Source organism: Peribacillus sp. FW305-BF15, assembly GCF_058783805.1.
Map to the genome: position 1 here is coordinate 303,864 of NZ_JBYSYV010000001.1, position 19,355 is coordinate 323,218.

The following is a 19,355-nucleotide window of genomic DNA, read 5'->3' on the forward strand; positions in this document are numbered from 1 at the left end:
CCCTCCCGTTTATCATTTCGTCATCAATTCAAGCCAGTACTTGTAAAAATTCCTTTGGCTCGCTTCAGTGAATTTATCATCGTAAGCAACACCAGGACCTATAAAATCAACTGGTTCACGATGAAGACCCATTGTATAATTGTAGGTTAGATTCTTTAGGAAAGGCATTGGGCCTTGGGCTGCTTCAGTGATATCAGTAAAAACTTCCGTATCATCCTGTTCGAAAATACCGGATGGACTAAAGGTCAAGATAAATGAATCTCTTGATCTATCTTTCCAATCTTGGGAGGCGTTCTTTTCCACGAGCATCCAAGCAATCACTTCCATTTTATTGTGACCGATTGGCCGCCACATCCTTATTGAAGTGTTGGAGATGAATTGGTCTTTGATTTTTGTATGGGATATTAAAAATGATAGGTTAGGGAAGACATTCCCAATCATATTCTTTAAGTTTGATAACACTCCATATTGTTCTTCTGACAAATTAGTTTTAAATTCATCTTTCAATTCTTCCGGGAAAGCGAAGTCAGGATTAGGAGTCCCTAAGTTTAGTCCATGTCCGTTATCCGTATGGATTTGAAAACCGCGCTTTGAATAGGTAGCATTGGGCACCATGCCCAGTTTGGCAATGGATCCGTGTGTGACCATAGTGTGATAGGAATCACCAACAAAGTTATCGGAACCAACTTTCCAGTTGGAATTAACAACGAATCTTTGCGGAACTCCGATTACTTCCATTTCTGCACGTCCTACAAGGATATCCAAATACCATTTAATGTCGCCAAGAAACTCTTCAAGCGGTTCTGCATCTTCATTCCAAGTTCCAAATAAAAGACCTTTATAGGATTCAAGCTTTACTTTGTGAAGGCCCATTTCCGAGCGGTCAAGGTTGCCCCCATATATGTCCTTTTGTAATGGCACTCCTACGAGTTCACCAGTGTTTTTAAAATTGAACCCATGGTAGGGGCACGTAAATAATGACTTGTTCCCTTTATCTGCACGGCATAGTTTCATTCCGCGATGGGTGCACATATTATAAAACGCCCTGATTTCACCTTCAGCATCACGAGTAATGATGAGCGAGTAGCCAGCAAGTTCACGGGTCATGAAGTCTCCTTTGTTCGGTACTTCAGAATCATGACCGATAAAAACCCATGTTTTCAAAAACACTTTTTCATGTTCTATATCATAAACCTTTGGGTCTCCAAGAAGGTATGCAGGTATAACGCCTTCCTCTGGTTTAACCGTTTCGTTCAAATAGTCAACAACTTGCTGTTTCGACATTTCTTCTAAGGATTTTTCAGTTTTAAGCATACTTTTTCTCTCCCTTCCAAGCTTTACATCATTATGCATTACCCGATCTGAACGCTTTTTTCCTTGTTTTGCAGAGTCGCCAAAACGCTTAATGCCGCTAAATAACTCGTTTTCGGGTTATTTGGCATCGGATCATTTACCACTTCCAGTTTCAGTTTCCCGAACGAACCTGACGCTTCTATCAGGTGATTGTTTTTTAACACTTTTGGATCGGCAATGATTTTTACTTTCGTCTTTTCTGATCCAAGACCAGCCATAGACAGCACAATCGCAACATTAATGTTTCTCGGAAACAGCTTGATCGCTTCTGCAGCAGTTCCTTCAAATAATACCGTTTCTTCTGTCACTGAAGACCCTGCCGGCAATGCGTTTGGCGGTTTTCTTGTGGTGATGCAAACAGATTCAAGGCCATTCACCGCTTTTGCCGATTTAAGTACATCTAGACCTCCAATCGCACCAGACGGAAGGAGAATATTCACGCCATTCAATTTACAAATCTGGTTTGATTGTTCTTCAAAGGCGGAATTTGCCATCACGCCAATGCTGCTTAGCAAGAGATCCTTCCCGCTTTTAAGCACTTTCAATGCATACTCTTCAGCTGCTTCTATCGTTGCAGCCTCTATGACTAAATCTACATCGGATTTAAGGAGTTCGTCGACATCACGATATGGCTGTGTCCTGAATTCTTCAGCTAATTGTGCCGCAACTTCTTCACGGCGGGCATAAATCGCAACGATTCTTCCACCTGGAAGAAGCCCGTCGTTATTAATGGACTGAAGCAGAAATTTTCCGATATTACCGCACCCGATTAAACCTAACTTCATGTAGTTTCATCCTTCCTCAATCAGCAAACCCGTATGAGTCCGCAAAGAATTCCAACCCGCAATGTCTTGTTTCCCGCGAAACACCGCTTTCTTTTAAGCCAGGGAAGTCCAGGGCCAAGTCGCTGAAAACGGTATGATTATTGTGGAATACCGCACCAGCTTCAAGGCGATCTGCCATTTCGACAGCGATATCTTCATTCTCGGTCCAAACAGATGCACGCAGCGCAAACTCACTATCATTCGCTAATTTTACAGCTTCATCGTTATCATTGAAAGGTAAAATTGGAATGATCGGTCCGAATTGTTCCACTCGAACCAATTCGCTCTGCTGATCGACGCCAGTAATAATGGAAGGAAGCATATAATAACCTTTATCCCAAGTTTCCGGATTCAGCTGAATGCCGGTTGTGATTATATTTCCTCCTGACTTAGCGGTACGTTCGATCAAGCCATTCACAAAGTCATATTGTGCTTTATTATTCAATGGACCCATGGTTACATCAGGCTGAATTCCATCACCGATCACCAACCGGCTGAACTCTTTGGTCAGCTTCTCCACAACTTCATCATATCGTGATTCTTGGACGTACACTCTTTTTACAGCAGAACAAACCTGACCCGCTGCTCGTAAAATCCCCATCCTCAAACGTTTGATAGCCGCTTCGTCCATATTGGCATCTTCCAAGATGATGGCAGGATCATTGCCGCCAAGTTCCATATATACTTTTTGCAGATTTCCAGCTGATTTCTGCATGATATCTTTCCCGGTTTCCGTACTTCCGACAAACGCCAATGTCCTTACGCGTGAATCGGAACATAGTGTGTCGCCGATTGCTTTTCCTGATCCTGAGACTATATTGATGACTCCTGGAGGAAAATGTTCAGCAACTACTTTTAAACAGGTCATGATCGTTAAGGGACAATTCGTTGCAGGTTTTACGACAACGGCATTGCCTGCCAAAACAGCAGGTATGACCCTTTTAAATGTTAATATCATCGGAGAATTCCACGGTGTGATTATTGCCGTGACACCTCTTGCCCTTCTTCGGATTTGGACTTTTTGTTTTCCTGGAAGCACTTCAGGCTTCCACCAATCAAGTAACTCTGCTGCACAGCCCTTCATTACTTCAACACAGCGCAGTAAATCCTTTTTAGCTTCAACAAGTGTTTTGCCATTCTCACGTACAAACACGGTAACATTTTCCTCGATAACTTTTGATAGTTCTTCTGCCGCAGTGTTCATCCTGTTTGCCCGTTCCCCGATATCAGAGCGAGACCACGTTTCAAAAGCATTTTCTGCCGCTTCAATAGCGCCATTCACGATTTCTTCAGAGCATTTTGCCACCTGGCCAACTACTTCCGATGTATTTGCCGGATTTACAACATCGACTTTTTCCGGTAATTCTATCCATTCTCCATTAACTAGATATTTTCCTGAAACAAATGGGTATGTCGAAATCATTCTCAATCCTCCTTATAGTTTTTTGGGCTTGAATGCTTCCGCAGCTCCCGGTGGTCCGCCAAATGGTTTGGCCATTGGCCCCACAGCTTCCATATCAACGACGATCATTGAAGGTTTACGTCTTTCCTTAGCCTTTTTCAGTTCGGATATGAACTCATCTCCAGAACCAATACGCACTGCATCAAAATGCATGGACTCAGCCAGTTTCACAAAATCAGGGCTCAATAAGTCCACAGCTACCTGCCGACCATATGCGGCTGTTTGAATATTGCGAAGAACTCCATAGCCTGAGTCATCGAACAATACGATGATAACTGGTAAGTTTTCTTCGGCTGCCGTAACCATTTCCCCGACGTTCACCATAAACCCACCATCTCCAGCCATAAGAACGACGGTTTTATCTTGACATCCCATTTGGGCACCGATTGCTGTTGGAAGACCTTGACCAATTCCGCCGCCTGATGCATGAATCGATGTTCTCGGTTCATAGATTTCAAATAAACGGCTACCCCAAACATTTGCCTGTACGGTCACATCACGAACTAGAATGGTATCCTCTGGTAATATCTCCCTCATGCCATCTACAAATTGCTCATACGGTCCAAGCGTTTCCCTGAGTTGAGCGCGCACTTCATTTCTAAGTGAAAGTACTTCTTGTAAATAAGATGGCTCTGCATGAACTGAACGTTCTTCAAGCTTTTGAATGATGGCAGCAAGCATATCTTTTGCATCGCCAACCAAACCTAACGTGGCTTTATAGTTCCGGTTAATGGCCTGCCAATCAGCATCGATCGCTATATGTTCTTGTGGCACCGGCACTTTCCAGTTGGATGTTTCATTCCCCCTAAACCTTACACCTACGCTAATCAATAAATCTGCATTTCTTAAAAACTCTTTTGTAGTTTCATATGCCGCAAAATGTCCGATGCATTGTTCATGGTTTTCTGGAATCGAACCTTTTCCTGACTGACTGGTTATTACCGCTGCACCAAGAATTTCCGCCAATTTTTGCAGCTCTTGCGAAGCATTGGCACTGATGACTCCACCACCGGCCCATATGACAGGTCGGCTTGCGCTTACCATTTTTTGAACGGCTAGTTCAGGAATAATTGGCATTGAATTTGTTTCAGAGGGTGAAGTTCGTAGCCCTTCGAGTGAAAGATCCTCTATGATCACCGATTGATAGTCAATTGGAATTTCCAATGTAACCGGACCCGTTGGTGCAGTTAAAGCTTCTTGGATTGCCTTCCTTACTACTGCTGCGGTTTGGTCAGGGTTTCTAAGTCTCACTGCATTTTTACAAGCTCCGCTCATCATTGAAAGCTGGTCTTTACACTCATGTATATATCCTTTGCCTGTACCAAGATAAGAAGAAGCCACCTCACCTGTTAGATGAAGAAGGGGAACACCTGCTGCCCAAGCTTCCACTAGTGAACCAGCTGCATTTCCTGCCCCTGTTCCAGTACTGGTAATCACTACACCCAATTTCCCGGTGGCGCGTGCATATCCATCAGCCATATTTACGGCACCGCTCTCACCGCGTGAACAAATGAGTTTGATGCTCCCTTCCCTAAGAATTGCATCATAGATGGGCATATTGTGAATGCTGACAATCCCGAAAGCAGCTTCCACACCTGCTTGAACAAGCTCCTTTACGATGGAATCGGCGGTCGTAAACTCTATTTCTTCTTGTATTTTCATCGCGTTATCCTACCTTTTTCAGTAATATATTTATATTGCCTTTCCGATCGCTCCTGCCGTCTCAATCGTCGAACCCGCTACATAACTTGCTTTGTCTGAAGCTAGGAAAACAATGACACTGGCCACTTCTTCCGCTTCCCCTACGCGGCCGAGAGGGATATTCCGTTTTTTCGCTAGGTCCCCGTAATACTCTTCAGGGTCCATATCAGGCGCATTTTTCAACCTTCTTCGCTCCCATTGATCGGTCCGGATCAATCCAAGACTCACTGAATTCACCAATATATTGTCAAAGGCCAATTCCTGGGACAAGGTTTTGCTTAAATTAAGGAGGCCAGCCCTTGCTGCTGCAGTCGCTACCATATGACGTTCAGGTTCTTTGGCAAGCGTTGCATTAATATTAATGATCCGCCCTCCTCCCCTTTTCACTAAATGAGGATGCGAAGCACGAACGGCATATATGATGGCAAAAAACTTTAACTGAATCTGTTCTTCCCACTGCTCATCCGTTATGTCAAAAAAGTGACCCATCACGCTTTGACCGGCTGCATTCACCAAAATATCGATTCCGCCAAACCTCTCAGCGGTACCATTAATGAAAGAATCCACATCCGATTTTGAGGTGACATCACATGTTGATGCAAAAATATCTTCCTTTTCACCAAATGAGAGCAATTGACTTTGTGCACTTTCCATACGCTCAGCACTTCTGCCGCAAATAGCCACTTTCGCTCCTTCAGCTAAAAACATTTCTGCTGTTTTTAATCCCACTCCCGACGTGCCGCCCATAATGATAGCCACTTTTCCTTGCAATCCTAAATCCACTCTCTTCACTCCTTTTCAAAGCCATTTTCCTCAAATGCTGTCCTTTAATCAACAAGAAGCTAACTACGCGAAAGAATCATGGGAGGAAATTAAACTCCTCCTCACTTTTTCGCCATGACAGAACCACCTATATGAGAATCAACCCAGCCTGGATCGGGATCTCCTCCCATTGCTTTGCGCGCTTCAGGTTTCGGCGGCCCTGCAATGCCCCACTGATCCATTAAATGCGGAACCCGTTTCCATACACGTGCTCTCCACTCAGATTCATCTTCGATCGTTTCCAGATAACATGTATACTCCATTACAAAACCGCCTGGGTCTTGAAAATAACAGAAAATATTGTCTCCCGGCCCATGACGTCCAGGTCCCCAAAGTTCTGACAAGCCCGCTTTTCGGACATTGCTTATTCCTCGCATCAATTCATCCACGGAATCGACTTCGTATGCGATATGATTGACTGACGCATGTTCATCTTGATTGAAGGCGATGGAGTGATGCTTTCTGTTGCACCGGAGGAATGACATTTGATGCTCACTCCAATCAGTGACTTTAAAACCAAGTACATCCGTATAAAACTCAACGATCATATCTAAGTTCTTCGTGTTCATTACAACATGATTCAATTTCACTGGATCAACATTTTTCTTGCTCCAAATAGACGTTTGCACTTCCACCCAAGCCGAAAGCTCGATCACACGGTTTTCCGGATCAATAAACCGCAGGCCATAACCGGCACCTGCTTCATCCAAATATCCAGGCGGTTCAATAATTCGAACGCCCTTCGATTGTAATATCCCTGCTGCACGGTCCACCGCATTTTTATCGACCATGCCAAAAGCTATATGGTGCAATCCTCGTTTTTCTCCCCTGTGAAGGCTAAGAATATGATGTTCCGGTCCAGCCCCCCGGAAATAAACCGTATTCTCATCTTCCGGAACATCCACCCTATCCAGACCCCAAACCTTTTCATAAAACTCTGCTTGATCGTCGAAATTCGGAGTAATCATGCTTATATGCCGTAAATGAGTAATCCCAAGCATTTTTTTAACCTCCCATAATTTAGATTGCCCTTTTGATATTCGCATTGGCCATATTAACAATCTAATCGAAAAGGGCGCCTCATTAATTTTCATAATGCAGGTGCCCTTTCGGCATAATGATCAATCTTTAATGATGGCTTCTCTTTCTTTAGAGCGTTGTTTACGAAGTTCTTCCAGTTCACTGCCTTCAGGATATGTCGGTAAGTTAGGCTTCACTGCCCCAAGCATGACTAGCATGCGCGCCTCTACATCCCCGTCATTCCTAATTCCCCGATAAACCCCTGGCGGGCTGCTTATGCAGTCTCTCGCACTTAATTTAATTTCATGCACTTCACTGTAGCTGTCCTCTTGAATTAATGCCGTGACTTCACCCTCAAGAATGAAAAACACTTCTTCAACATCGTCATGAAGGTGCAAAGGACCGATACATCCCGGAGGAAGCACCATCGTACTTAAAGTGAAATGTTCACCTGCAATTACATTCGTATCGTTATTGGCAGTGGCACCACGTCCGATATATCTCATCTGTGCGCGTCTATAAGCGGGATCAATTTCTTCTTGGAACTTCAAGACATTCCAATCAAGAGTACGGTCTTTCAATCGGGCAACATATTTTTTTTCAAAATCCTTCACTGAAAAAGTTTCTTTTGTCATTTTAAAATTCCTCCCTTATTTGTTGTTTCTAAACCGAATTATGTTTCATAAGCAAAACATTGTTTTGTCTATGAATTAAGTCTAAAATGAAAACGCTTCATTGTCAATGAGTTTTTAGAATATTTAAAACTATTTTTTATAATCCAAACGTTCATCACTATGGGATAGACTTGTAACGATTTGCTTTTCTTAACACAAAAAAGTGTGGATTTCCCTAATGGGAGATCCACACTTTCGAAAGAGACTATTCACTTATTAATCGATTTTAAATCGTTCAGACATCTTCGTGTTGATAAGGCTTAACCCCGCTGTATCCCATATAAACGGATAACTGACGAGAAACTTCCAACAGTTTCGGCAAGGCAATTTTATCGATGAAATCCTCTTGATAAGCAGACTCTGTTGCTACGACATTCAAGGCAGCCAATACTTTCCCAGTCCTATCAAAAATCGGGGCGGCAACCGAACGGATGCCAGGGTGGAATTCCCCGCTTGTCATCGAATAACCATTTTGCCGAATCGAATCCAGCTGTTTTTGAAATTCACCAGGCGCGGTGAGAGTTTTGTCTGTATAAGGAGTAAGGTTCGATATTTTGAACATTTGCATGAGCAATTCTTTCGGTTGATATGCCAAAAGTAATTTTCCATTGGCCAAAGCATGTGCCGGCAGCCGCAAGCCTATGTTCACATTGACAGCGGATACACCTCTGATCGGGGCACTTCCAACATAAACAACTTCCTGTCCATCCAAAATGGAAAGATGGCAGGAGGCTCCGATTTCATCACGCAAGGTCTCCATATAAGGTTGGACAATTTCCTGGAATTTCAAGCTATTCAAATAGCTGAACCCCAATTCAAGAACTTTAGGAGTTAAACTATAACGTTTGGTATGTTCATCCTGAGACAAGTAACCAATATTTTGTAATGTGAATAATAAACGATATGGTACTGTTCTGCTTACTCCCAGTTGTTTTGCTATTTCTGAAAGAGACAAGCTCGGCTGTACTTCATTAAAGAGCTTAATAATTTCCAAGCCCCTAACCAATGAATTAGCACTATATTTCTCTTTCTCTTTTTCTTCGCTTGCCATTCAAGTATTCCCCCCGTTGTGAATAAATCTCATTTTCCCTGACTATAACCCGTTCAGTAAAGCTTTCTTCATACCTAGAAAGAAGAACTTGCAACATATATATCCATTTTTTTCTGATCGTTCTTTTGGTGAATGTTTATGATGCATACTTCAATGGTTGTCTATTTTCTTTTGCTTCCTTAACTAGACAGGTACTTTGGCGCCAGTAGCGCGCACCGGCCTTTACTTTGCAAGTACTTCCAATCATATTTCGATGGATTGTAATCAATTCAGAAGTTTCCGTTTACTTTCTTTCCTGCTAACAACAGCTGGTCTATGAGTCATATCAGATATACTCAATGCTTTCACCGCTTCCGGAAAACGGCTAGTAAAAGCCGGGAACTTTTAACCGAGCTGGTGTCTTCGAGCGCTATTCATTATCCCTATTCCTGTTAAAGAATCAGTACCGCAAATTGGCAACCATTACTACCTTACAATCCTTAACTCTTCATGTATAAATAGAATAGTGTTTATGTGTCAATTAAAGCATATTTACATATATAAAACTATTTGGAAGGCCTAGCATAATTGACGTTTCAATAGAAAAGCTCGTTGTTATATGACCAAATATAACCAATTACAGCAGTAAAAACAAATAAAGAATTTTCATACATCGATATTCTCTGTCAAATCGCGAAATTTTCCGTATTAAGCATTTCATATACAAAACAATATAAATGAATTATAGATTTTCCTGATTTTAAATTCAATATCAACAAGTCAGAATTTTTAATAATTTGTAAATAATTTGTTTTTTGGACACAAAGAATCAGTATTACTTCCATTTAAAGTCCTGGTTGATAGAGCTCCCATCTACTCAATAGGATGAAACAAAGTTCGATTTATAACTGAAAGCGCTTATAATCTAAAAATATAAAATAGTCAAAATATTAAATTGACAATCAAATTATTTTAATTTATCGTTAAGAAAGTAAAACTTTGTTTTCCTTACAAAACACATCTGTTTCTTTTTTCTATCAAAATTTTAAAGAAAGGCGGGAAAAATCAAAACAAACTAGTACCTTTCTAAAGGGATAACTTTAAAACACTTATTCTCAAATGTAAGCGTTTTAAGGAATGTTAAAAAGCGATAGGGAGATGGTATTATGTTAAATGGGCAAAAAAGATGGTTGTATATTGCCGTACCAATTTTTTTCTTTTGGTTTTTCGGACAAATTGATAAGGTTGGCATTTCCATCATTCAAACAGATCCAGAATTCTTGCATGCACTCGGTATTACAGGTGCTGACAAAAATGCAAAGATCGGTCTTCTATCTTTTGTATTCACCATTGCTTATGGAGTTTCAAATCTTTTTTGGGGCTTCATCATTGATAAATTGGGTGCCCGAAGAACAGCCATCGCCGGTTTATTCGTTTGGACAATCACGATGATTATGTCAGGACTGGCAAATTCATATGAAATATTTTTAATTAGCAGGATCATTCTTGGTTTTGGTGAAGGGATGATGATTCCGGTTTCCGGAAAGCTCATTTCTAACTGGTTTAATAAACGCGAACTGGGGAGGGCCCAGGCATCTTGGCTTACCGGAAACTATTTAGGACCGGCAATGGGAGCCGTTGTTTTGGTGCTTGTGATATCTTTACTTCACTGGCAAGCAGCTTTCTTTATGCTTGCAGCTTTCAACTTATTTATAAATATCCCGATGTTCATCTTAATGACGAGGAATACACCAGAAGAACACCCCCGTATAAGTAAAGATGAATTGGCATTCATTCGCCAAACGGATGATGAAATAAAAGAAACTGCCCATTCCGAGAACAAAAAGAGTTTCGCCCAAGATTATCGTTTCTGGATCGTTTGGTTCGGTATGCTCGTATGCTCCTTCTTATTTTTCGGAATCAGCATTTGGCTTCCTACATATCTCATTGAAGCAAAAGGGTTTGAAAAGGAAGGAATGTCGAGCATTACTTCACTTTCCTGGCTATTCGCTTTAGGATTTGTCTTGGCATGCGGTTTTCTGGCTGACAAAACCAGACGTCCAAGTTTGATGGCCACGATTCTATTTTCATTGACGGCTGTCTTTTTGACTGTAGCAGTCTTCATCCCCAACCCTATTTTGGCCGGACTATGTATGGGACTGGCAATGGGATGTCAAGGCGGTGTGTTCCACTTAAGCAATATGCTCATGGTAAAATACTCAACACCTGAAACGGCAGGACGAGCCGCAGGTCTAATTGGATTCACGAATATCATGGGCGGCTTTTCGAGCTATATCATGGGATGGCTTCGTGACTTGTCTGGCGGGGACTTCAGTTCATCGATCGCCATGCTGATTTTTACAGCCCTCTTAGGTTTGGCAGCTTATTTATTCTCCATTAAGAGAGAATCCGCAGAACTGCGCTTATCACCTATACATGTACAAAAGATACAAGCATGAAGTCCTTGTAAAATCAGTTTTATACCTCCAACCCTTGAATTATCAGGGGTTTTTCTTGTGCCGACTTAAAAGTAAGTCGAAATAACATCGCTCATTTTTTGGATTTCCCGATAAAATTCCCACCGGTTACTCCGAATCACTCCTTTATTTGTATAAATATGTCGATAGTTAAAATATTCAAAAAATGATATTTTTTTGAATGCCCATGTTATATTATTTATGGAAAAAAATACTTGTCAAGTAAGGTGAGTGTGTGAATATAGAAGTTTTAATTCTCCATTATATTCAGGAAAAACGTCAAAAACCTAACCATGCCAATGATTTATTGGACTATATTCAGAATGAATATGTAAACGGGAAGCTGTCAATCTTGCAATATAGAAGTCTCTGTCAGGACTTATATCTTCGAGGAGCCAAACAAACGTCTCCTGGATGAAGCTACACCCTTGTCACTAGATTAACTACTTCCAATTGTGGATGAATTTTGTTTCTGTTTTATTCCGCAACGACCAATCCATAAAAATACAGCCGGTCATTTCTCCCCCCCAGTATGTTCATAAATAAATAAAAGCCTCCGTGATCTGTCACCCCAAGACAGTTCACGGAGGTAAATGTTACTTAATCAGACATTGCAGAATTTCATTTTAATTAAATGAATATATCGAAAATTAAAACCAAACCGAATGCAACGAAGGAAAGTAATGTTTCCATCACTGTCCAAGTTTTGAAAGTTTCTTTAACGGTTAGTCCCATGTATTCTTTTACTAACCAGAAACCGGCGTCATTAACATGGGAGAACATGAGTGAGCCTGCTCCCGTGGCAATTACGAGCAATTCTAGATTTACACCCGTCATATTGGCAACGACCGGTGAAACGATCCCTGCTGCCGTGGTCAAAGCGACGGTTGCAGAACCTGTGGCAATCCGAATCAATCCGGCCACAAGGAATGCAAGAACGATCGGTGATAAAGAAATTTCTTCAGACATGGAAGCGATTGCAGTCCCTACGCCACTATCAATTAAAATTTGCTTGAACCCTCCGCCAGCACCGATAATTAGAATTATGGATGCTAATGGCAATAAGCATTCTTCCGTCAACTTTTTAATTAGTGATTTGTCCATTCCCTGTCTGTAGCCCAAGAAATAGTAAGCTGCAAAACAGGAGATTAATAGGGCGATCACTGGACTTCCGATAAACAATAAGAATTTTTCAATCGAACCCGGTAGCGGCAGATAAGGCGCAACTACCGTTAAAACCATCAACAATACTGGCAAAAGGATGATGAAGAACGATACTCCAGTGCCGGGTAATCCACTTGACTTTGTTTCGACACGGATTAATTCCGGTTCTCCAACAGGAATAACCCGTTTATGAATCCATTTTGCGAATAGCGGTCCCGCAATTACAGCTGTCGGGAATGCGATGATCAAGGAGTACAGAAGTACCTGCCCCATGTTAGCATTATAAATTCCAATAGCTGTCATGGCTCCAGGATGCGGAGGCACCAGCCCATGTACGATCGATAAACCAGCAAGTACTGGAATGCCAATTAACAAGATGTTCACTTTGGTTGATTTACGAATGGAAATGACCAAAGGAAGCAATATTACTAAACCAACCTCGAAAAATACCGGAATGCCGATGATGAAACCAGATAAAAGCATGGCCCATGGCAGGTTTTTCACACCGAATTTTTTAATGAAAAAGTCAGCAACCTGCATTCCAGCTCCAGAGTCGGACATCATCTTTCCTAGGATGGTCCCTAATGCCAATATTCCAATAAGGTGCCCAAGGACCGCTCCGACACCCGTTTCATAAGCTCCAACGATCTTGTCCATTGGCAGTCCGGAAAAAATCGCTAAAAATAAACTGGCAACAGTCAGGCTGATGAACGCATGCCATTTCCACAATGATACACCCAAAATGACGATTACGATTGCTATCAGCGTGATTCCTAATAAATATAGTTCCATATATTCTCCCCATTCCCAAGAAATCGCTTACATTCAAACCAATACAATAAATGGGATTATTGTATTGGCTCGTTATATGTCACAATGTAGTTCTGTTTAGCCGTGTTGTAATATCCTTCACTGTATTCCGTAACATTTCCGTCCCCATCACTGGAAATCCTAATCCTCTTTAGTACTGGACTATTTTTTTCGATTTTCAGTGTTTCGCAAATGTGATCCGGAGCGATAGCAACGGCAAACTCATCTCTGAATGTTTCAAGTTTGACGTTTTGCTCTTCCAAAAAGCGGTACAAAGAATTGATTTGGACCTCTTTTATCTCCTCTTGGTTTAAATCAAGTGAAATATAATGTGTAAAGTAAATATAAGGTTCATTGTCCAATAAATATATCCGTTCGATACTTATGCAACGGGCACCAAATAAAGAATGCAGCTTAGAGTCTGAAGAAAGGTCAATCTGACTTATGTTTAACACCTTTTTTAAAATGGAGTGCCCTTCCTCCACCAACAGCTCTGTGAAACGTTTCCCTTTGGAAAGTTTGACAATCGAACCATTAGCTATGACTCTAGTGCCTTTGCCGCTTTTCTTTTCAACATACCCCTCTTGCACGAGTTCTTTGATTGCATTACGGACAGTAACCTTACTTACGTTAAATTCTTCTTCCAAAAGAGGCTCGGAGGGAATGTTTGTGTCGATGGCATAAACCCCATGTAAAATACGATCCTTTAATATTTCTTTTATCTGTAAATACATCGGTCCATTTTTCCTGTTCACATTCATTCCTAATCTCCTGCCTTATCTTTTAATATCTTCCATTTTACCTTCCATTGCCGAGAGTATCTCCTTTTCGGTTGCCAAAGGAGTATCTCCAACGACAGTACATGCCAGCATTCCTGATACAGCAGCAAATCGCACTGTATTTTCAGGGGAATATCCTAGCAATTCGCCATGTAAGATTCCGCTGGTGTAAGCGTCGCCTGAACCTATTCTATCATATACGGAAAATGATAGGATATCGGAAAAGTAAAATGTTTCTTCTTTGTATATATACCCCCTCAAAGTATGGCTATTATCACTGTTGATCGAACGGTGTGTCCCCGCTATCGATTGAATTTTGAATCGCTTGGCCACTTCAGGGATCAACTCAACAAGCTGTTCTTCCCTTGTGGAGCCTTCTGACTTCATTCCTAAAATATAAAGGGCGTCTTTTTCATTCATCATGACGATATCAGCCAAAGAAAGCATTTCCTCATAATGAGGCTTTGCGTCAGCGTAACCACCCTCCCATAAGGAAGGTCGGTAATTGCAGTCGAAACAGACTGTACCGCCCTTTTCTTTGACTTTTCTAGCCAGCACCTTCATGCTTTCCCGTACATTTTCCGCCATTGCAAGCGTGATTCCGCAAAAATGGATGATATCCGTCTTTTCCGAAATCATATCCATATCATAATCGGATAAGGTGGCAGTATTAAAACTGCTTTCCAGTCGATTGGAATATGTGACACGGCTCGCCCGCTGTCCAAATCCATTTTCCAAAAAGTACATCCCCATGTATTTGCCGCCTCTAGAGATGTAGTTCCTGCCGATACCTAAGCGCTGCAAAGCTGAAATTGCTGAATCACCAAGGGGGTTATCCGGTAACATTGTCACAAGATACCCATCATGTCCAAGTTTTGTCATCGCAGAAGCCACATTTACTCCCGTGCCTGAAAAGGAGTATTGCAGCGTGTTAGCCTGTGATAGCAATTCATGCCCTGGTACCTGCAAACGCATCATTACTTCCCCGAATGCCACAATCCTTTTAGGCATATTTTTCAACCAATTTTTTCGTCATGGCCAATAATTTCCGTACATCCTCCCCATTCGTTTTACCAGTCGCTTCATCAATGATGGAAGAATATACGTGGGGAATGACTTTAGGCACTTTTGCTTCTAATGCAACTTCTAATATGGTCTCGAAATTATTTAAGTCGATTCCACCTGTTGGTTCCAAAGCAAATCCCTCTTCACCACAAGCTTTTGCTACAGCACGATATTCATCTTCATGCTTCAGCCCTTTCATAGGGAAATATTTCAAAGCATTTCCGCCCATATCGCGAACGAGCGCAATGGCAGCTTTGATTGGCACAATGGCAGTTTCACTTGCGCCTGCACTTACTGGACCAGTGGAGATATTCACATAACCGACTTTCCCAGTTGGAGAAACAAGTGAATTTATCCAGCTATCCTTCTCGCCTAAATTGGCCCTCGTAGCACCAACAGCCGGAAAAACCTGGTTAATATGACTGCCTGGATAGTATTTTGCTATTTCTGCGACAACTGCAGCCTGTCTATTATCGCCTGCGCCCAATCCAATTGAAACGGCTTCATCAATGGCTTCACCGTATTCTTTCATTGCTGTAACACCTGCTTCAACAGTTGGATAATCCTTGGAGAGTACACCAACCAATACATGTCCTTCAGCTGCTTCAAAGACTTCCACTGCATTTTCCACACTATTTGCAAGTACATTTAGGGCTACACGATCATTCAATAACCGTTTGTTTATGTTTGTCATCCTTGTTTTCCTCCTAATATGGTTCTTAATCGTGATTCAATAACATTTATATCATCACCTTGCAATGGACGCGGATCTATATCGAAAAAGCCTTGCCGTATCCCATAATCCCGTGTATAAATGGCGATATCCCCATTTTTGAGCTGCTCGTTCACTTCTTTCGCCGTCGTTTCCGTTATCAAAGGATTTATGGAAATACGTGCTCTATATATGGCACGTCCGGCTTCATCCTGAACTATCGTTACTTTTACGCCATCAATCGAGTCAAGTGATGTGAGAACTTGTAAACTAGCTTTTTCTTTTTCGCTATTATCCGTCTTGACAAAATACTCATCCAATGCCTGAAGCAGACCAAAGGTCGTTTCCTTTCCAACCTTCATGCTCCTTCCTATACAGTGCAATTGAACCTTTACCCATTCGATATATTTTTTTCTGCCAGCAACGATACCGGATGTGGGTCCTTCAATGGCTTTTGAACCACTATAAATCGCCAGGTCGGAGAATTGTACATATTTTTCCAAATCCTCTTCCGCAGCTGCATCGACAATCAGAGGGATATTATTCGTTTTGGCCACTTCCCATGCCTCTTCGACCGATATCATATTTTTCTGGACAGCATGATGCGATTTCACATATAAAATAGCGGAAGTATTTTCATTTATGGCCTCCGCAATATGTTCTGCTTTCCCTTCATTTGCATATCCAACTTCAACCAATTTTCCGCCGCCAAGATAAATCATGGTTTCAACCGGTGCACCATACTGAACGTTATGGCCTTTCAGCATGATGATTTCATTCTTTTGAATACGATCTTGATGAATCCTTTCGCTTTTCCTTCTGTTTCCTTCAGTAACGATTGCCGCTACTGAAAGCGCAATTCCGCTTGATGCTGAGTTTACGACCACCGCTGCTTCAGAATGAAGCAAATTCGCTATATGCTGGCCTGACTTATCGACTAAATCAGAAATTTCAACATAATTTTGCCCACCTTTTTTCATCGCGTCCATCACTGTGTCAGTTGGGGCAGAGACTCCCAATATGCTCATTCTTCCGCTTGCATTGATGACTCTTTTCAAACCGTATTTAGCATTCAATGAATTCTCCATTTATAACCACTCCTTTTACAACAACTCTTTTTTCTGCCATCCTTTTTTCGCCTTCTGAATCCAATAAAAGGGTCGGCTCATTCTCGATCGAGAATAAAGTCAGGTTCGCAATATCCCCAGCTGAAACCCTTCCAAGCTCTGGTTTATTCAACCAGGCTGCTGCATTGACCGTAACCGCATCTATTACTTCTTTTAATGGATAACCGAGGTACAAAAATTTTGTAAGCACATTTGCCATATTAAAAACTGGCCCATTCTCTCTATTTTTCCGATATATATCCGTACTGATCGTATTGAAGCCTATTCCCCGCTTTTTAGCCATTTCTGCAGTTTTAAAAGAAAAGCTTGCCGTTCCATGACCTACATCCAAATGTACACCACGTTCAATCGCCTTAATCAACTCAGGCAGCGGCTCTTCTCTTTCATCAAATAGATTATTCGCTTTACCATTTAGAAAATGAGTAATAATGTCCTTTTTCTCAAGTAATTGAAGGACTTCCTTAATATCAGGCGGCCCTGAACCGATATGAACCATTAATGGTAAACCCGTTTCAGCCGAGAACTTCCTAGCGATTTTTAATGGCTCGACACCATTTGGACCAACTACACTTTTACTTATTCTCGCTTTAAGTCCAACAACAAAATCCCCGTACTTGGAAATTGCCTTCATTAATTCCCCTTCGTCCAGCCATGAAATATCCGATAACTCATCAACCCTTTTCAATCCAATACGCGAAATATTCAGAAAGGCGAAAACATTCGTTTTGGAATTTTCACAACTTCTAACCAGATCGGTTATCCTATCTGCCCCCGTGCTTCCCGCATCTATGACCGTTGTTACACCAGTTTTATATCCAATCTCATCAACCTCATCACCATAAGGATCGAATTCCGGGAAAGCATGTACATGCATATCAATCCAACCGCTCGAAACAAAAACCTTTTGATCATAATCTATTATCTTATCTCCTGTTGCAGTTCCGGGTCGTGCAATTTCCTTAATCATCCCATTTTCCAGGATGATATCCGCTGCTTTTCCCTCTACCATTTTTACATTCTTCAGAACTAACGTATCTGTCATTTCCCTCATCCTTTTCGGTACATCCTATCGATTGAAAGTACTTTGTATACGGTTACACTGAATTGTATAAGAATTCATTAATTTCTCTTTACAAAAATAGATTATCATATTTTGTCGAACTAATCAATATTACGTTATAATGTTTAATTTAAATTTACAGAATTTTTATAAGATCAAGGCTATTTTTTCTTTGTGCTTCTTAGTTTCTTCATATAATATAATCTCATTAGGTTTTTTTAAATTTTTCATGCTACCCATGAAAAAAAGGCGGGAAGAAAAACAATCTGTTTTTCTTCCCGCCTTTTTTTTACGAATTCACAAAATCCATTGATGAAAGTTTCTACTCTAATTATCCCGGAAATAATGCTTTTATTAAAAAACTTACTCTAAATCAGAATAAAGACTAATGGGTTTAAAGGGTTTGAACGGTTCCTCCAAGACACTCGCTATAGAACCCCTTTTGTCTTCAAACAGAAGAATTAGATCCTTTTTTTCTTTTTATTCAACCATATAATTAATCCAATTATCGCTATAAATAAAATGAATAGGTCTATATTGTACATAGAAAATAAATTTCGATCGGCTATTATTACTGAGGACATCCTGATTATAAAACCTAGACATATAGAAATAAGTACAATTATTACTGTTTTAAAACTTTTTTCCTTAGTTTCCATATTTATTTTGACCCCCTGCATATAGTTATATAGTATGAAATTATACCAAATTTTCAAAAAAATATAAGGTAGTGTATTAAAAATGAAGAAAAAGTCCTTATTTTCAATACTAATAATCAGTTTATTAGTATTTTCACATGTCCCCAATACATTGGCCGAAGAGAAAAATGAAACAATACCTTCATCAACAGTCAACCCCATTGTGGAAGTCAAATTAATTAGTGATGATGTTATACAAACACAACCAACAGCAAGCATCATTGAAATGAGCAAACCTATTGCTCATCAGGCTAAACTAACAAATACCCAATTAGGAAAGATGGTAAAGGCTCATCAAAAGGGAACAACATGGTTAAGCATCGTAAGTACTCTTGTGTTTGCAGGTGGCTCAACCGCACCAGCAGGAGTAGTTACTGCACTGGCATCAGCACTTGCTGGCAGTCCTAATAGTTTAATAGCAGCATATTATTCCGGAAAACACGCTTATCATGTATCTGTCTATGCTAGTGGTAAAAAACCAAGTTTATCTAAAATAACGTATATATATTACACTAAGTCAAATCTTTCATTTAGAAGCCCTCGTTAATTAATCCTTCCTGCTCCTAATATTACAGTG

At 40.9% G+C, this 19,355-nt stretch carries 17 protein-coding genes; 3 read left to right on the forward strand and 14 right to left on the reverse strand.

Features of this window, described 5'->3' with window-relative positions; all coding sequences use genetic code 11:
• Positions 1 to 12: 12 nt before the first annotated feature.
• The 8 genes from AC3WLU_RS01395 to AC3WLU_RS01430 form a co-directional block, all read right to left on the reverse strand.
• Entirely contained in the window at positions 13 to 1,314 is a 1,302-nt protein-coding gene (locus tag AC3WLU_RS01395) for an aromatic ring-hydroxylating oxygenase subunit alpha (protein WP_034312297.1), read from the reverse strand.
• A gap of 38 nt (positions 1,315 to 1,352) precedes the next feature.
• Positions 1,353 to 2,138, reverse strand: coding sequence for an aspartate dehydrogenase (gene nadX / locus AC3WLU_RS01400; RefSeq protein ID WP_413002846.1), 786 nt, complete (start codon positions 2,136 to 2,138; stop codon positions 1,353 to 1,355).
• Positions 2,139 to 2,154: 16 nt separating this feature from the next.
• Complete coding sequence (locus tag AC3WLU_RS01405) at positions 2,155 to 3,600, reverse strand: aldehyde dehydrogenase family protein (RefSeq protein WP_413002844.1); 1,446 nt, start codon at positions 3,598 to 3,600, stop codon at positions 2,155 to 2,157.
• 12 nt (positions 3,601 to 3,612) lie between these two features.
• Entirely contained in the window at positions 3,613 to 5,301 is a 1,689-nt protein-coding gene (locus tag AC3WLU_RS01410) for a thiamine pyrophosphate-binding protein (protein WP_057277772.1), read from the reverse strand.
• Between the two features lie 30 nt (positions 5,302 to 5,331).
• Complete coding sequence (locus AC3WLU_RS01415; protein WP_492596647.1) at positions 5,332 to 6,123, reverse strand: SDR family oxidoreductase; 792 nt, start codon at positions 6,121 to 6,123, stop codon at positions 5,332 to 5,334.
• A 101-nt stretch (positions 6,124 to 6,224) separates the two neighbouring features.
• A complete protein-coding gene (locus AC3WLU_RS01420) occupies positions 6,225 to 7,163 on the reverse strand; it encodes a VOC family protein (RefSeq protein WP_400449177.1) in 939 nt (312 codons plus the stop codon).
• A 120-nt stretch (positions 7,164 to 7,283) separates the two neighbouring features.
• Positions 7,284 to 7,817 (reverse strand): cupin domain-containing protein, encoded by a 534-nt coding sequence (locus tag AC3WLU_RS01425; RefSeq protein ID WP_034312308.1) that lies wholly within the window; start codon positions 7,815 to 7,817, stop codon positions 7,284 to 7,286.
• 274 nt (positions 7,818 to 8,091) lie between these two features.
• Positions 8,092 to 8,907, reverse strand: coding sequence for an IclR family transcriptional regulator (locus tag AC3WLU_RS01430; protein ID WP_048678846.1), 816 nt, complete (start codon positions 8,905 to 8,907; stop codon positions 8,092 to 8,094).
• A gap of 1,145 nt (positions 8,908 to 10,052) precedes the next feature.
• Between AC3WLU_RS01430 and AC3WLU_RS01435 the strand changes: the two genes are divergently transcribed.
• The gene (locus tag AC3WLU_RS01435; RefSeq protein ID WP_400449176.1) at positions 10,053 to 11,345 is read left to right on the forward strand and encodes an MFS transporter; all 1,293 of its coding nucleotides are present in this window, start codon (positions 10,053 to 10,055) and stop codon (positions 11,343 to 11,345) included.
• Between the two features lie 253 nt (positions 11,346 to 11,598).
• The gene (yppF, locus tag AC3WLU_RS01440; RefSeq protein WP_055348417.1) at positions 11,599 to 11,781 is read left to right on the forward strand and encodes a YppF family protein; all 183 of its coding nucleotides are present in this window, start codon (positions 11,599 to 11,601) and stop codon (positions 11,779 to 11,781) included.
• 212 nt (positions 11,782 to 11,993) lie between these two features.
• On the opposite strand, the gene AC3WLU_RS01445 is transcribed toward yppF, so the two are convergent.
• Genes AC3WLU_RS01445 through AC3WLU_RS01470 form a run of 6 tightly spaced genes read right to left on the reverse strand, consistent with a single transcriptional unit; the run spans position 11,994 to position 18,062 of the window.
• Positions 11,994 to 13,319 carry a GntT/GntP/DsdX family permease gene (locus tag AC3WLU_RS01445; RefSeq protein ID WP_057277775.1) on the reverse strand — a complete coding sequence of 442 codons (1,326 nt, stop codon included), beginning with the start codon at positions 13,317 to 13,319 and terminating at the stop codon, positions 11,994 to 11,996.
• Between the two features lie 56 nt (positions 13,320 to 13,375).
• On the reverse strand, positions 13,376 to 14,098 hold the full coding sequence (locus tag AC3WLU_RS01450) for a GntR family transcriptional regulator (RefSeq protein ID WP_492596648.1): 723 nt from the start codon (positions 14,096 to 14,098) through the stop codon (positions 13,376 to 13,378).
• 15 nt (positions 14,099 to 14,113) lie between these two features.
• Positions 14,114 to 15,127: a sugar kinase gene (locus tag AC3WLU_RS01455; protein ID WP_492596649.1), complete on the reverse strand. Its 1,014-nt coding sequence runs from the start codon at positions 15,125 to 15,127 to the stop codon at positions 14,114 to 14,116.
• Entirely contained in the window at positions 15,120 to 15,875 is a 756-nt protein-coding gene (gene dagF / locus AC3WLU_RS01460) for a 2-dehydro-3-deoxy-phosphogluconate aldolase (RefSeq protein ID WP_492596650.1), read from the reverse strand. Before dagF ends, AC3WLU_RS01455 begins: the two co-directional genes overlap by 8 nt.
• Complete coding sequence (locus tag AC3WLU_RS01465) at positions 15,872 to 16,981, reverse strand: DgaE family pyridoxal phosphate-dependent ammonia lyase (protein ID WP_492596651.1); 1,110 nt, start codon at positions 16,979 to 16,981, stop codon at positions 15,872 to 15,874. The genes dagF and AC3WLU_RS01465 overlap by 4 nt, the downstream gene beginning before the upstream one ends.
• Entirely contained in the window at positions 16,959 to 18,062 is a 1,104-nt protein-coding gene (locus tag AC3WLU_RS01470) for an amidohydrolase/deacetylase family metallohydrolase (protein WP_145505788.1), read from the reverse strand. The genes AC3WLU_RS01465 and AC3WLU_RS01470 overlap by 23 nt, the downstream gene beginning before the upstream one ends.
• A gap of 759 nt (positions 18,063 to 18,821) precedes the next feature.
• Between AC3WLU_RS01470 and AC3WLU_RS01475 the strand changes: the two genes are divergently transcribed.
• Positions 18,822 to 19,325, forward strand: coding sequence for a hypothetical protein (locus AC3WLU_RS01475; protein WP_492596652.1), 504 nt, complete (start codon positions 18,822 to 18,824; stop codon positions 19,323 to 19,325).
• Positions 19,326 to 19,355 lie beyond the last annotated feature (30 nt).